This window comes from Ascidiimonas meishanensis (assembly GCF_037782385.1).
Taxonomy (GTDB): Bacteria; Bacteroidota; Bacteroidia; order Flavobacteriales; family Flavobacteriaceae; genus Ascidiimonas; species Ascidiimonas meishanensis.
In genome coordinates, this window is sequence record NZ_JBBEXD010000011.1 from 45,828 (window position 1) to 60,532 (window position 14,705).

At 34.4% G+C, this 14,705-nt stretch carries 16 protein-coding genes; 6 read left to right on the forward strand and 10 right to left on the reverse strand.

The genetic code is table 11. The features are described from left to right. The first annotated feature begins 47 nt into the window (after nt 1-47). Both WBG07_RS16550 and WBG07_RS16555 read left to right on the forward strand, forming a co-directional pair. Nucleotides 48-1,553, forward strand: a complete 1,506-nt coding sequence (locus WBG07_RS16550; protein WP_340202856.1) for a M20/M25/M40 family metallo-hydrolase — start codon at nt 48-50, stop codon at nt 1,551-1,553. Nucleotides 1,554-1,787: 234 nt separating this feature from the next. Further along, nucleotides 1,788-1,922 carry a 30S ribosomal protein THX gene (locus WBG07_RS16555; protein ID WP_340202858.1) on the forward strand — a complete coding sequence of 45 codons (135 nt, stop codon included), beginning with the start codon at nt 1,788-1,790 and terminating at the stop codon, nt 1,920-1,922. Nucleotides 1,923-1,988: 66 nt separating this feature from the next. On the opposite strand, the gene WBG07_RS16560 is transcribed toward WBG07_RS16555, so the two are convergent. The 7 genes from WBG07_RS16560 to WBG07_RS16590 all read right to left on the reverse strand — a co-directional run bounded on the left by WBG07_RS16560 (nt 1,989) and on the right by WBG07_RS16590 (nt 7,281). Then, nucleotides 1,989-2,177, reverse strand: a complete 189-nt coding sequence (locus tag WBG07_RS16560; RefSeq protein WP_340202860.1) for a hypothetical protein — start codon at nt 2,175-2,177, stop codon at nt 1,989-1,991. Nucleotides 2,178-2,514: 337 nt separating this feature from the next. Further along, entirely contained in the window at nt 2,515-2,697 is a 183-nt protein-coding gene (locus WBG07_RS16565; RefSeq protein WP_340202862.1) for a hypothetical protein, read from the reverse strand. A 46-nt stretch (nt 2,698-2,743) separates the two neighbouring features. Beyond that, entirely contained in the window at nt 2,744-3,973 is a 1,230-nt protein-coding gene (locus WBG07_RS16570) for a lanthionine synthetase C family protein (RefSeq protein WP_340202863.1), read from the reverse strand. A gap of 94 nt (nt 3,974-4,067) precedes the next feature. Then, complete coding sequence (locus tag WBG07_RS16575) at nt 4,068-4,727, reverse strand: uracil-DNA glycosylase family protein (RefSeq protein WP_340202864.1); 660 nt, start codon at nt 4,725-4,727, stop codon at nt 4,068-4,070. Between the two features lie 60 nt (nt 4,728-4,787). Next, nucleotides 4,788-5,549, reverse strand: coding sequence for a peroxide stress protein YaaA (yaaA, locus tag WBG07_RS16580; protein WP_340202865.1), 762 nt, complete (start codon nt 5,547-5,549; stop codon nt 4,788-4,790). A gap of 108 nt (nt 5,550-5,657) precedes the next feature. After that, complete coding sequence (locus tag WBG07_RS16585; protein ID WP_413788832.1) at nt 5,658-6,704, reverse strand: RluA family pseudouridine synthase; 1,047 nt, start codon at nt 6,702-6,704, stop codon at nt 5,658-5,660. Beyond that, the gene (locus WBG07_RS16590; protein WP_340202866.1) at nt 6,679-7,281 is read right to left on the reverse strand and encodes a PASTA domain-containing protein; all 603 of its coding nucleotides are present in this window, start codon (nt 7,279-7,281) and stop codon (nt 6,679-6,681) included. Before WBG07_RS16590 ends, WBG07_RS16585 begins: the two co-directional genes overlap by 26 nt. A gap of 100 nt (nt 7,282-7,381) precedes the next feature. Here WBG07_RS16590 and WBG07_RS16595 point away from each other — a divergent pair, with 100 nt between their 5' ends. Both WBG07_RS16595 and coaD read left to right on the forward strand, forming a co-directional pair. Next, nucleotides 7,382-8,377, forward strand: a complete 996-nt coding sequence (locus WBG07_RS16595; protein ID WP_340202868.1) for a D-alanine--D-alanine ligase — start codon at nt 7,382-7,384, stop codon at nt 8,375-8,377. 14 nt (nt 8,378-8,391) lie between these two features. Beyond that, entirely contained in the window at nt 8,392-8,850 is a 459-nt protein-coding gene (gene coaD, locus WBG07_RS16600; protein WP_340202870.1) for a pantetheine-phosphate adenylyltransferase, read from the forward strand. Between the two features lie 197 nt (nt 8,851-9,047). Here coaD and WBG07_RS16605 read toward each other — a convergent pair whose 3' ends face one another. Both WBG07_RS16605 and WBG07_RS16610 read right to left on the reverse strand, forming a co-directional pair. Continuing rightward, nucleotides 9,048-9,713 (reverse strand): hypothetical protein, encoded by a 666-nt coding sequence (locus tag WBG07_RS16605; RefSeq protein ID WP_340202872.1) that lies wholly within the window; start codon nt 9,711-9,713, stop codon nt 9,048-9,050. 656 nt (nt 9,714-10,369) lie between these two features. Then, a complete protein-coding gene (locus tag WBG07_RS16610; protein ID WP_340202873.1) occupies nt 10,370-11,227 on the reverse strand; it encodes a hypothetical protein in 858 nt (285 codons plus the stop codon). A gap of 491 nt (nt 11,228-11,718) precedes the next feature. Between WBG07_RS16610 and WBG07_RS16615 the strand changes: the two genes are divergently transcribed. Continuing rightward, the gene (locus WBG07_RS16615) at nt 11,719-13,449 is read left to right on the forward strand and encodes a M14 family metallopeptidase (protein ID WP_340203033.1); all 1,731 of its coding nucleotides are present in this window, start codon (nt 11,719-11,721) and stop codon (nt 13,447-13,449) included. On the opposite strand, the gene WBG07_RS16620 is transcribed toward WBG07_RS16615, so the two are convergent. Further along, nucleotides 13,450-14,037, reverse strand: coding sequence for an NUDIX hydrolase (locus tag WBG07_RS16620; protein ID WP_340202874.1), 588 nt, complete (start codon nt 14,035-14,037; stop codon nt 13,450-13,452). Nucleotides 14,038-14,044: 7 nt separating this feature from the next. Between WBG07_RS16620 and pyrE the strand changes: the two genes are divergently transcribed. Further along, a complete protein-coding gene (pyrE, locus tag WBG07_RS16625; RefSeq protein ID WP_340202876.1) occupies nt 14,045-14,695 on the forward strand; it encodes an orotate phosphoribosyltransferase in 651 nt (216 codons plus the stop codon). Nucleotides 14,696-14,705 lie beyond the last annotated feature (10 nt).

Genomic DNA, 14,705 nt, shown 5'->3' on the forward strand with positions numbered 1-14,705 from the left:
TTTAGTACTCCTAAAAAAGTATACTAATACATAATTCTATTCAACCAATGAAAAGATTTTGTTTGTTTTTTATGATTCTTGGAAGCCTTTCAGGAATAGCTCAGGATTTTGATGAAAAAATCAAAATGGAAGTTCGCAAGGCTGCAGAGAATATCAAAGAATTTGTAGCAATTCCTAATGATGCCAAAGACCATAGCAGCGTGATGCGAAACATCAGCTGGTTAACCAAACAATTTACTTCTCGCGGTTTTAATACAGCAGTTATACCCACAGAGGGGGAACCTCTTTTCTTTGCAGTTCGCCCTATGGTTGAAGAACTTCCAACCATTTTATTTTATATGCATTTTGATGGTCAACCAGTTGATCCTACTCAGTGGAATCAGAAAAACCCTTATGAGGTAGTACTCAAAAAAGAAGAGAATGGTAAATGGATTGAAGAAGACTGGTCAAAGCTCAATGAAAATATTGATTTTGAGACCCGCCTTTTTGGACGATCTGTCTCTGATGATAAAGGGCCAATAGTGATGCTATTAAGTGCACTTGACCTTCTAAAACAAGAAAAGAAAAAAATTCCATTTAATATAAAAGTTATTCTTGATGGTGAAGAAGAAAAAGGAAGCAAACCGCTACCTGATGCAGTTAAAAAAAATAGGGAACTTTTAGCAGCAGATTTTATAATTATTAATGATGGTCCCGTACACGCATCTGAAAAAGCAACATTAGTTTATGGTTGCAGAGGTATTACTACCATAGATATTACAACTTTTGGCCCTGCTAAACCTCAACATAGTGGCCATTTTGGAAATTATGCTCCTAATCCAGGGTTTCAGATGGCTCAGTTGTTAGCATCCATGAAAGACTCAGATGGTAGAGTAATTATTGAAGGCTATTATGATGGTATTACGCTGGATGCTCAAACAAAAGAAGTGTTGAATAGTGTACCAGATGATGAGTTAGCAATTCAAAAGCGATTGTCTTTTAAGACCCCGGAAAAGGTAGGTGCTAATTATCAGGAATCACTACAATATCCTTCTTTAAATATAAGAGGATTGTCTTCCGGATGGATTGGCGAGCAGGCAAGAACCATTGTTCCAGATAAAGCCACCGCTGCAATTGACATAAGGTTAGTACCAGAAAGTGACGGTGAAAGACTCAAAGGCTTGCTTAAAAAGCATATTGAAAAGCAAGGCTACTATATTACCTCTAGTGAGCCTTCTAATGAACAGCGGCAAAAATATGATAGAATAGCATACATTAAAGAAAGTCCTGTCACCCCGCCTTTTAGAACTGCTATGAATAACAAATATGCCGTTTGGGCAGAAAATGTGCTTACAGAACTACATGGAGTATCACCAGTCAAAATAAGAATTATGGGGGGCACAGTACCCACCGCAGCTTTTATTAATACCCTTAATATTCCTGCGGTAATTATTCCCATGGTAAACCCTGACAATAATCAACATAGCCCGAATGAAAATCTCAAAGTAAAACAAATTGCGTATGGGATACGTACCTTTTATTCTTTATTAAGCACACAACCGCCTAAATTTTAGGAAACCCTTAATAGAGTTTAAATCTTTTTTTTCTTATCTTCTATAAGAATCAAAAAAAATAAAATAGGAAATATTTAAGATAAAAGAAAATTCAAGCCAACAAAAGAACAAACAAATCCTACTAATCCAACAAGCAATATAAATCAAAAAACCAATACTTTTGATACTGACAGGGATACTATAAAAAAGCAACAAAATAAAAGTTAATTTTACTAAACTAAATTAGAATTTATAATGGGAAAAGGAGACAAAAAATCCCGACGCGGTAAAATCCAAATGGGAAGTTTTGGGAAGTTACGTCCAAGAAGGAAGAAATTTCGCATTAAAAGAAAACACGTAAAAGGTTCTTCTATTAATGCCAATGGTTAAATACTAAAAAAATCCTGAATGCGATAAATTGCATTTAGGATTTTAAATTTGAATAAAAAACTCTTGTTACTCAAAGCGATCTGGATCGTCGGTATCCGTAGTACAATCTCCAAAACCGCAACAAATAGGACCGTATGTGCATCTGCTAATAGAAGTCGTCCAAGCGCCTCCTTTTAATTTAGAAGCCACTTCATCTAGATTTGAAATTACCTTTTTGTTGAGATTTAAACCTTTTTTAGAATTTGACTTTTTCATAATACTATAGTTTAAGATTAGTGATTAATTTTAAAGTATTGCTATAAGAATTTTATCTTCCAAAATTTAGAGTTCTTCTATACTTGAAGTTCAATATCTTCGGATTGCGTAATAAACTGACTGGATTACAGTACCAAAAACCAGTTACGAATTATATGAAGTTGTATAGACAACTCCTTTGATTTCAAAAACTACTTCATCAAAATAAGAAACTATATTTTGTTAAGAATTAGACTACTCTTTAAGCTTGATTTTTTTAATTATCCTTAATTTTAATTACCAATTAAAATTCTAAAAAATTAGAGAGGTATTTATACTTGAGAAACTCCTGTTACGACTATTCGTAACGATCAGGATCTTCAGATTGAGTAGTGCAATCTCCCGGACCACAACACCAGTTACCAGTGCATCTACTTACCGAAGTTGTCCAACCTCCTTTAATCTTGTGAACTACATCATCAAGGCTAGATACCACCTTTTTGTTGAGATTAAGTCCCTTTCGTTCATTTAAATTCTTCATAGCAAACTAATTATTTATTGGTGTTAAATTAATTTTTTTCTTACTATTAACCAAGAAAAAAAAGCTCTTTAACTAATTTTTCTTCGTTATTGATAAAACTTTCAAGCACTAAATAAACTCCTAAAAATCCTTCAAGAAGGCCCGGGAAATCATTTTGATATGGGTCTTCATCTCTGGTTCCTACTAAGAAATTGTATCCGCTTCCTGTTTTAGAATCATCTGCCATTTTCAGTGTATTACTAATCCAATATAAAGCCTCATCTTTAAAGTTACTGTTACCTGTTATCGTATAAGCGTGCTTATAAAGAAAAGCGTTTCCGGCACTTCCATGACAAAAACAGGCGTCTACAACCTTTACATCTTTTTGATCTCTTCTACCTAGCGTTCTTTCCAGTAGTTGTTCATAATGTTTTGCTTTCTCAAGATCATCCAGCCATAGTGCGACCCGAATAAGCGTCACTAATGTTCCCAGATCGCCATAGCACCAGGCCAATCGGGAATGTTGTTTACCTTTCTTTTTTGATTCATAGCTCTCGGCATCATAGGAATACGCAAAAAAGCTTCCGGTCTCTTCCAAATTCTGAATATTGTTATCATAAAAAGAAAACAGCCCAGTTATTAATTCTTTACAAAGTTCCTTCTGAAGATCATGTCTATAGGCAAAACCCAAAAAGAACAGTATGCCCGCATTGCCATGTGCAAATCCCAAATCATAAATATTTTTTTGTGTATGAAGTTTATCAAAACGTTTCCATTTTATTTCCTTCTTTGTACGAATTGCTTCGGCACTCAACCCAGCAATAATTTTTATGGCTTCTTCGAATTTCTGTTTTCTAATGAGACAAACACCCAATCCAACTACTCCATGCAACAGATCATAATTAGATTTTGAAATTAAATTTTCAACGTCTGATGCGACTGTATCATCTATCTCATCTATTATTGGCAATAAATCTTCATTAAGAATCTCATATTCTTGAATCTGTTCCATTGCAAAACCAATACCCGCTATTCCGGAAGCGAACGGTGTTATAACAAATGATGCTTCTTGTAATTCCTGTATGATAAAGTCTAAATCAGCCTGTACTTTTAATTTTTGAATTTCAGAGTTGTTTTTTCGTGCAATTATAGCTCTTGCTATGAGCATCCCTGGCCTTCCACTATACAGCGATAATTTTTCGTGATGAAGTAGATCTTTAGTAGGACCTTCAAGAAAATCTTCAATGATGGAAATTCGCGCTACAATTTTTTCTTTAAGGGAATCGGGTAGTATCAATTGGAAATAATTTTAAGAAAAAAGATAGAACAAGATACTACTTTTCAATCAACCTATTAAACAAAAAATTATGAAATATTCTTTGCCAACCATTTCATCCTCTAAAGAATGGCTCGTATTGCATGATTCGAAAATCAATTGTATTAAAATCTGCATTTTCAGACTTTAGTTTTTTATAAAGTGGCATACTCCCTACCGCCCTGTTTGCAGCACCAGAAGGTGCCGTCAATGAAATGGTTTTGATAGTTCTGGAACCCATTTTGAATTGATGAATCCTAGGAACTTCATTAGAAACGATTTCTAATACCACACCGTGCTTTTTTAAATATTTTCTAAAGAAATATTCAGGTCCATTTTTACTATTCCCACCTGTAAATAATAATGTGTGAATAGATGGGTATTCTTTAAGGTATTTTAATAGATTTCTATATTTGGGTGTAAGCATTCCTAAATCTGAGGCATCAACTTTTTCACGATAACAGCTTTCTACAATATCGCAAATGCCTATTTTTTGATTTTCTAAGAATTCCTTTCGCTGAAGAATAGCAGCTTGTGTATTTTCAAACTTCAAATTCAAATCAAATATTTTGTTTAAAATAGGCCAAAGCTGTCCGTCTTTGCTGCCATAGCAGAAGTTCACATCACCCTCAAGTAATTTTCCAGTGGTGAATCTTGGAGGTGGTAAAGTACCCACAACAAGCTTTGTAGCTGTATCAGGAATAAAAGGAGGATATGGGTGAGAATGGAAAAACAAAATACTCGTCTACAAAGCTTGTTTTTAGATGTTTATGTAATTTCTTTTGAGGTGTTTATCTTACCTTATAAAAACCAGTTCTCCTTTTTTTACTGAATGCTCTTCACTAAACTTATACCCTTCGTAATCAAAACCTTTAATATCGTCTATGGTATTGGCTTCTTTATCCAAAATATAACGTACCATTAATCCACGTGCTTTTTTAGCATAAAAACTGATGATCTTAAGCTTCCCGTTTTTAAAATCCTTAAAAACCGGAGTTATAACGGGCACTTTCAATTTTTGTTCCGCAATCACTCCATAATATTCATTACTTGCAAGATTTACAAACAATTCATCATCGGTCATTTCATCATTTAAAGCCTTAGTGATTTTATTTCCCCAAAATTCATAAAGATTTGAATGTTTATCAATTTTCATTTTTGTACCCATTTCCAATCGGTATGGTTGAATTAAGTCAAGTGGTTTTAAAACACCATAGAGACCACTTAAAATTCGTAAAGTTGATTGAAGGGTGTCTAGTTTTGACTCAGGAATCGTATATGCATCCAAACCTGCATAAACATCGCCATTGAAAGCATATATTGCTGGCCTGGCATTATCAGGAGTGAATGGCAAAGAAAACTGCTGATTTCTTTCCCAATTTAACTGAGACAGTTTATCTGAAATACTCATTAATTCTCCTAGCTCTGCCGGCGATTTTTTCTTCAAGACCTGATGGAGTCTTTTAGTTTCTTTGACAAAAGTGGGATTAGAAAAACTTTTGGTTGGAAGTTTGCTTTTATAATCAAGAGATTTAGCTGGAGATATAACAATTTTCATTTTCCTTTTTTAATTTATAGCTATAAAATTAAGCATCTCATTTTATACCAACGCATCTACTAATTAAATCTTATTGATACTCATATTGAGTTTATCAATAGTATCATTTTATTCTCTGGAATGCTTGGCGTAGTCTCGCCACTTGGCAATGCATTGTGTCATATCTGCTGGTAAATCTGAATTAAATCGCATAAATTCACCCGAAACGGGATGCTCAAAACCTAAGGTTTTTGCATGTAAAGCCTGTCTTGGCAAGATTTTAAAACAATTATCAACAAATTGTTTATACCTCGTAAAAGAAGTTCCTTTTAAAATTTTATCACCTCCATAGCGTTCATCATTGAAAAGTGTATGCCCAATAGATTTCATATGTACCCTAATTTGATGGGTTCTACCCGTTTCCAAAGAACAAGAAACCAGCGTAGTATATCCAAGTCTCTCTATTACTTTGTAATGAGTAACCGCCTCTTTACCTTGGCTTTCATCTTCAAAAACAGTCATTTGCAACCTATTTTTTGGATGCCTACCAACGTGCCCTGTAATGGTACCTTGGTCTTCTATAAGATTTCCCCAAACCAAAGCTATATATTCCCGTTCACTGGTCTTGTTGAAAAATTGCCGAGCCAGATGTGTCATAGCCTCTTCAGTTTTAGCTATTACCAGTAGGCCACTTGTATCTTTATCTATTCGATGTACAAGACCTGGACGCTCATTACTATTTTTAGGAAGATTGTCAAAATGATAAATTAATGCGTTGATAAGTGTTCCAGAATAATTACCATGACCAGGATGCACAACCATGCCTGCAGGTTTATTAACTACCAACAACACGTCATCTTCATAGACAATATCAAGGGGAATATTTTCAGGAGTTAAAAGATATTCATGCGGTGGATGTGAAAATAATACCTTCACCTCATCGTTAGGCTTTACCCGATAATTTGATTTAACCGAATTATTATTTACAAAAATGTTTCCATTCTTAGCTGCCTGTTGAATTTTATTTCGTGTAGCATTTTCAATAAAATTCATCAAAAACTTATCTACTCGCAGTGGTTCTTGACCTTCACCTGCTTTAAAATTATAATGTTCATAAAGATCTTCATTCTGATTTTCTAATTCATTATGCTCAATCATTTGTGCTCCCTCCTTCATTCTCACCACCATTCTGGCGATATGTTTCCTTATTTCCGTTTCCGCATACCAGTTCAACCTTAGAAGTTTTCTTTAATTGTTTGCCTGGCGCAATGGTCTGCCCTTTATGTTTAATGTAATATACCATATCTTTCCCTAACTCATCAATATATGTCACTTTTTCTACCTCTAGCCCTACGGCCTTTAACATAGACTCAGCATTTCTTCGAGTAACTTGAATTACCTGTGGAACAGTTACAGAGCGAAATCCGGAGGGATTCATCGTCAAATAAATTTTCCGATTTTCCTTTACCTTGGTGCCCGCTATAGGATTTTGTTGAATTACCGAAAATCTTGGGTATTTAGGATTAAAATTAGTAGAATCAGATACTTCAAAACGCAGTTTGTAATCTTTTAATGTTTGGTTTACCTCAGAAGCTGTCTTCTTAGATAAATCTGGTACAATGATAAAATCACCGTGATTTGTACTTGACTTCAACCATTGTAAAGTAACAAACACTAAGACAATTACTGCCAGTAAGCCTAAACCCAATTGTTTCAAAAAAACTTTGCTTACAAGAAATTTAATCAAACTCATATAGTAGAATTAAGGCGCAAAGATATAAAAACCCAATACTTTTTACTTTGCATTAAATAAATGATATTTTTGTTTAACGGTTATTTTACCTTTTAAATATATGAAAAAGCAAATTGCTATTATTATGGGTGGGTATTCTAGTGAATATCTCATTTCCATTAGAAGTGGTGAAACAGTCTATAAGCATCTCAATCGGAGCCATTTTGATGCATATCGTATTCAGATTTTAAAAAATAAATGGGTTTATATTGATAATGAAGATAAAGAATACCCCGTAAATCGCTCAGACTTTTCCATTCATGTAGATGGTCATAAGATTACCTTTGATTGCGTTTTCAATGCTATTCATGGAACCCCTGGAGAAGATGGTCAAATTCAAGCCTATCTTTCTTTATTAGGAATTCCCCAAACAAGTAATGACTTTTACCAATCTGCACTTACCTTTAATAAAAGAGATACCCTAGCAGTACTTAAGCCTTATGGAATTAAATGTGCTACTTCTTATTATGTAGATAAAGGAGATGCAATAGATACGAAAGCGATTGTTAACAAAGTTGGACTCCCTTGTTTTGTGAAAGCAAACAGATCAGGCAGTAGTTTTGGAGTAACTAAGGTATACAAAGAAATACAATTAGAGGATGCCATTGAAAAAGCATTTAAAGAAGGTGATGAAATAATTATAGAGGCTTTTCTTGACGGCAGAGAAGTTTCTGTTGGTGTTATTCGCTATCAGGGTAAAGTTAAAGTACTTCCTGTTACTGAGATTACAACCACTAATGATTTCTTTGATTATCAAGCTAAGTACGAGGGAAAATCAGAAGAGATCACCCCCGCAGTATTGCCGAAAGGATGGACCGAAAAGGTCTCTTTTCAAGCGAAAAAAGTATATGAAGTACTTCACTTAAAAGGTTTTAGTAGAAGTGAATATATTTTTGTTAATGAAGAACCTTACCTTTTAGAAGTCAATACGATACCAGGTCTCACAGACGCAAGTCTACTACCTGAGCAAGCCTCCGCAGCTGGAATAAGCCTTTCTGAATTATTTGGAAGTGCTATTAACGAGGCAATAAATGATGCTTCGAAAAAATTAGATTAGTTAAATATAATGATATGAGAAGAGCGCTTTTTCCTGGATCTTTTGATCCTTTTACCTTAGGACACTATGATATTATTAAACGAGGTGTTCATTTGTTTGATGAAATCGTAGTAGCCATAGGAGTCAATGCCTCTAAAAAATACATGTTCAGTCTTGAAGACAGGCAACAGTTTATTACAAAATCATTTGAAGATCAGTCTAAGGTGAAAGTTGTTACCTATAAAGGACTTACTGTTGATTTTTGCAAAAAAATCAATGCGCAGTTCATCCTCAGAGGGTTAAGAAATCCTGCCGATTTTGAGTTTGAAAAGGCAATTGCGCATACCAATAGAACTTTGTCTCAAATAGAAACTGTCTTTTTACTCACTGCTGCCGAAACTTCCTTTATTAGCTCTTCTATAGTTAGAGATGTGATTAGAAATAATGGAGATTATACCAAACTAGTGCCACCAAGTGTTCGTATTAAAGAATAGTACTCCTATTTTAAAACGCACATCTTTAGAGCTCAAAAGCATTTAACAGTCTCATTGTGAAATTTAAAAAAAGTGATCTTCAATAAAAATGAGTCGATATTAAAATAATAACGATTATCACCTTGTAAACTATACACATCAAACCACTATTTTGCAAAAGAGGATTACTCGATTTAAATAACAGCTTGATGCTTCAATTATAACCCTGAAGGCTTCCTTTTTGATTTGTTTGCCTTCTTCTTTGTATCTTTTTTTGTTGTTTTATTACTAGCAGCTGTTGAGCCAGATACTCTATTTCCAGAACTACGATCCTGATTTGGAAGGGTTGCTAAACTTTGTAAGCCAGCAACACCCGTTGTAGTTGTGGCAGCAACTGGTACAGTTATGGTAGCAGCATTATAAGAAGATTTTCTCTCTGGCGCTTTAGGTCTTGTATTAGCCGCTTGATTAACCGTTTCTTTAAAAGCTGGTTTAGAATTAAGACGAATACCTCTAGTTGCCTTTACCATCTTTGACAAATCAGAATCACTTCCTGAGCCCGAAGACCATCTTCCTAATCCTCCACTTGGCTCAGACTGTACAGCTCTAGCAATACTTTCCTCTCTACCATCTATTCTACTGGTTAAATTACCACCTCTTATAGTGGTGTCTAACTCACTAACATTGTCAGAAGACTTTGATCTTGACACATTACTAGTTCTAACTGTTTCGTCTAACTCGTTTTTCCTAGAAACTTTCGGATCTGATTTAGACGCTCCAGGAGCTGCAGGCCTTCTTCCCCCTCGTCTGGTTTTTGACTTTGGATATGTTTTCTTAGAACTAGGCTTCTTGTCTTGCTGGTTGTTATTGTCTTGATCATTCATAATACTAAATATTTAAAAATTCTTAGATTTATATCTATATCAGTAACACTTTAAACTTCTATAAATAATTAACTTCTCAATACTAAGTATTCCTGATTACGGTTTTCCCCTAATTATAAACAACATTTAATCTAATTTATAATTTGATAACACTAATTATTCTAATGATTGTTGAAGCTTAAAAAGAGTAAACAATGATTATGAAACACAATGGAATATCATAGAAAAGTAATAGAAGCCTCATATAGTAGGTTTAACATAGACTATTATGAAAGATTAATGTGCCGTTGATGCTCAGCGGTTTAAGAAGTCTTGTAGGTTTTGAATTTGAAACAGCGATTATACATACCTATATCCAACACTATTTTTAAAATAAACAGTTGCAATTGCCATCAGGTTTTTAGATGTATCCAATGCTATTTTTTATAAATGCTACATTGATATGGTTTTTAAGACCCTTACATACCATGACTATGGAACACTAAATAGAATCAGGCAAAATAAAATGTCTGTCTTTGTGATCCATTGTAAATTATACAAACTACTGGAAGTTTTTAGGCTATCAAAACTTCCCACTTAATAAAACAACCATCTACAAACTATATTGATTAAAGTGTTGTTTATCAAATTTGCTTGCTAAATTTCAGTAAACAATTTTACATTGTTGGTCTTCTGTCACTTTTATTCTTAGCCTTGGTTCCTTTTTTCTTTACGGTTGCTTTTTTGCTAGCAGCTCTTTCACCTGCAACCCCATGAGCACTTCCACCACTTAGGGACTGACTTTGATTCATCGCTGTCGTAAAATTTTCATAAATAGTACCACCTGGCGCACTCATGTCTGGCATGCTTGCAGCAGCGGGTGAAGGGTCAGCAGCATTTGCCGAGGCTCTTCTCGCTCTTGGGGTTGGTATCACATCTCTTTGCTGACTTGCCGTAGTTGTATCCACCTCCATAGGTGTTGAGGCACTTGCTACAGCAGCATTTCCCGAACTTCTTCTTACAGGTCTTGATGGGGCCGCCGTTTCTGTTCGTGCCGTTCCTGTGCTCATAGCAGCATCCAGATTACTAGGAGGTTCCTTCACTGGTGCAGCACTTGCAACAGCAGCATTACCTGAACCTCTTCTTACTGGTCTTGATGGAGCCGCCGTTTCTGTACGTGCCGTTCCTGCGCTCATAGCGGCATTCAGATTGCTAGGAGGTTCATTCATCACTGGTTGGGCACTTGCTACGGCTGCATTACCTGAACCTCTTCTTACCGGTCTTGGTGCATTTTGTGCGGCATTATCCGCAGCAGCAGTGTTACTAGAAGCTCTTGCTACATTCTGCTCAGCTCTAGCATTAACCACGGTAGGATTCCACCTTTCTTTAGGGGCTTCCTTCTTTTTTCTTTTACTCCTTTTTAAATTCTTTTTTCCTCCTTCATTGTCCTCTACACTTGTGTTAAAAGTCACCTTTTTTTTAGGCTGTCCTTTTTTTTTCTTATCATCCGCTGGCGGTTTTTTTTCATCATCCATAATACTATGATTTAAAGTTTTTATTTAGTTGTTCAATTATTTATCGAATGAGTTATCCAAAAAAAATCTTATCCAATGTTTCTAAAAACATATTCCGTTAATTTTTAAATATTTATGAACTGATTAAGTGGTCATATAACTTGTAAACTTTCTGAAATCTCGCTTATAAAATAAAACTTATAAATCAATTCAAACAAAAAGATGTAATAGTTATAGCTAACAAAGTAATAATTGGTATGAATTAAAACCGAGTTTTTATTCCCATTCTCTACCAACCAAAATTTCTAAAGATTCTTAAATCATTCTATTCTCACTACTACGTACATTTCAAAGCAGTTAACCCCCAATTTGAAAATGATATTTAGTACATTTACAGGCTATATATAAATTGTTTTTTATTTTTTATACTTCTTAAAGATCAAAGAATCTTGACACTCTTAGACCATAAAATGATGTTTGCGCCTAAAAAAATATACCTTATTTCAATTCTTATGCTCTTGCTATTACTAGTATCCTGTAAAAATCAGGAGTTAACGCAGGAAGAAAGTTTTGTTACCATTTTTGAAACCAGTAATGGAAAACAGACTCCCACCTATCAAGAAGTAATTGATTATTACATTGAATTAGCAAGAGAATTTCCTGAAATAAATATTCAGACTATGGGGCTTACAGATAGTGGTATGCCTTTGCATATTGTAACCTATAATAAAGAAGGTAATTTTAACTTTGCTAAGATTAGAGAGCGCAATGCCATCATTCTTATCAATAATGGTATTCATCCAGGTGAAAGCGACGGAATTGATGCAACTATGATGCTTTTTAGAGATATGGCAACAGAAAAAATCACCCCTCCCAAAAGAACTGTTTTAGTTACTATACCTATATACAATATTGGAGGCGCTTTAAATAGAAATTCCACCACCCGATCTAATCAAAATGGACCAGAAGAATATGGATTTAGAGGGAATGCCAGAAATTATGATCTCAATAGAGATTTTATAAAAGGTGACACCCAAAATAGCTTTTCTTTTGCTGAAATTTTTCATTTAGTAAAGCCAGATGTTTTTATTGATAACCATGTAAGTAATGGTGCTGACTACCAGTATACACTTACCCACCTATTTACACAACACAATAAACTTGGTGGAAATTCTGGAAGTTATCTTCACAAACGTTTAATGCCAGAATTAGAAGACTCATTGGCAGCAAAACAATGGGATATCACTCCTTATGTTAATGTCTTTAATCGTCCTCCAGAAGTAGGTTTTTCTCAATTCATGGATTTCCCGCGTTATTCTACCGGATATGCATCTTTGTGGAATACTTTTGGCCTAATGGTAGAGACCCATATGCTTAAACCTTATAAAAAAAGAGTTATGGGTACGTATGAGCTGCTTAAAAGTACTATTGAAATTGTTGAAAAAAATAAAGACACCCTTACTCCGCTAAAAAGATCAGGCAATGAGAAATGGATACAAATGCAGTACTATCCCATACAATGGATTAAAGATACTACTCAATTTACCAATATCAAATTCAAAGGATATGAAGTAGACACTCTAGCTAGTGAGGTTACAGGGCTATCTAGGCTCTTATATGATAGGTCACGCCCTTTTGAAAAAACAGTAAAATATGAAAACTATTTTATCCCATCAGATAGTATTGAGATCCCTTACGCATATCTTATTCCAAAAGGCTGGTATAAGATAAAACAAAGATTAGAGGCCAATGGAGTTTCCTTTAATGAAATAGAGACAGACACCATTATACAGGCAGAAGTATATAAGATTGCTGCGTTTGAGACGGCCTCGCAGCCTTATGAAGGCCACTATCCGCATTTCAACACAAAGGTTACCAAAATCATAGACAGTATCCATTTAAGAAAAGGAGATTTAGTAGTAGAAACAGCACAGCCTGCCCTAAGGTATTTACTAGAAACTTTGGAACCTCAAGCTACAGATAGTTTTTTTAATTGGAATTTTTTTGATACTGTTTTGCAACAAAAAGAAGGATTTTCACCTTATGTTTTCGAAGATGAAGCATTAAAAATCCTTCAAAACGATTCTGTTTTAAATACATCTTTTCTTCAAAAGAAAAAAAATGATACTGTTTTTGCCAATAGTTGGTATGCACAGTTAGAGTGGGTTTATAAAAGATCGCCCCATTATGAAAAAGAACATATGACCTACCCAATCTTCAGAATTCCTAAAATTAAAGAATAATTAAAAATCAAATAAATCAACAATATTTTGATATGAATTAGAAAGTGCTTGTTTGGCTTCCTCAGCATTTTTCCAAACTACTTTCTCTATACCTTCATTCAATTGAGGTGTGAGTTTTCCATTGTAAGAAGTACGCATTTTGTACCAGTACGTTTCCTTTAATTTGAGCACTCCATTACGCTTAAAAAGATGATACGTTTTTCTATACAAAGACTTAATTTTTAGCTTTTTAACACCTGTTTCCTCTTTTACTTCCCTAATTGCCGCATCTGGAATGGTTTCCCCTTTATCTAATTTTCCCTTAGGTAAATCCCATTTGCCATTTCTAAAAATAAAAAGCACCTCTTTTTGATCATTTATCACATAACCTCCAGCAGCAATTACTAACGGCAGACGCTTTTTTAATTTCTCTAAAAGCAAGTCAGAATCCGGATGATAAAAATGAGCTTGCTTGATTTTCCCATGGTTAAGTTGTTTTACAACATCGGTAATATTTACGGTATCTATAAGGAATAAATTATGATCATTCTCTTTTGTAATCTCGTTTGTTAAAATAATAGGATGGTCGTTTACAAAAACTTTATACATTTGCAGTATGGTTTTAGATAAAGATACCGCTAAAAAAACAGCAGAACTTTTATTGCAAATTAATGCAATAAAATTAAATACCAAAAATCCTTTTTCATGGGCTTCGGGTTGGAAATCGCCTATATATTGTGATAATAGAATTATACTTTCTTTCCCTCCTATTCGTAATTTTGTTCGTGAAAACATAGCAAAACAATTAGAACAAGAGTTTGGAAAGCCAGATATTATAGCTGGAGTAGCTACGGGTGCAATTGGCATAGGCATGCTTGTTGCTGAGTATTTAGGACTCCCTTTTATTTATGTAAGACCAGAGCCTAAAAAACACGGGCGACAAAATCAGATTGAAGGCTTTATGGAAGCTGGTCAGAATGTAGTAGTAATAGAAGACCTCATAAGTACTGGAAAAAGTAGTTTGAACGCAGTAGCTGCTTTAAAAAATGCTGGAGCAAGAGTTAAAGGAATGATTGCCATATTTTCGTACGGATTTACTATTTCCGAAACAAGCTTTACAGAAAATGATGTAAAATTGATTACGCTTTCAGATTACACTTATTTATTAGAGCAAGCAGTACGCACTAACTATATCCAAGAAAACGAGCTTAACACACTGAATAATTGGCGTATTAATCCATCCGAATGGACACCAAATAACATTTAAAATTCAAAAA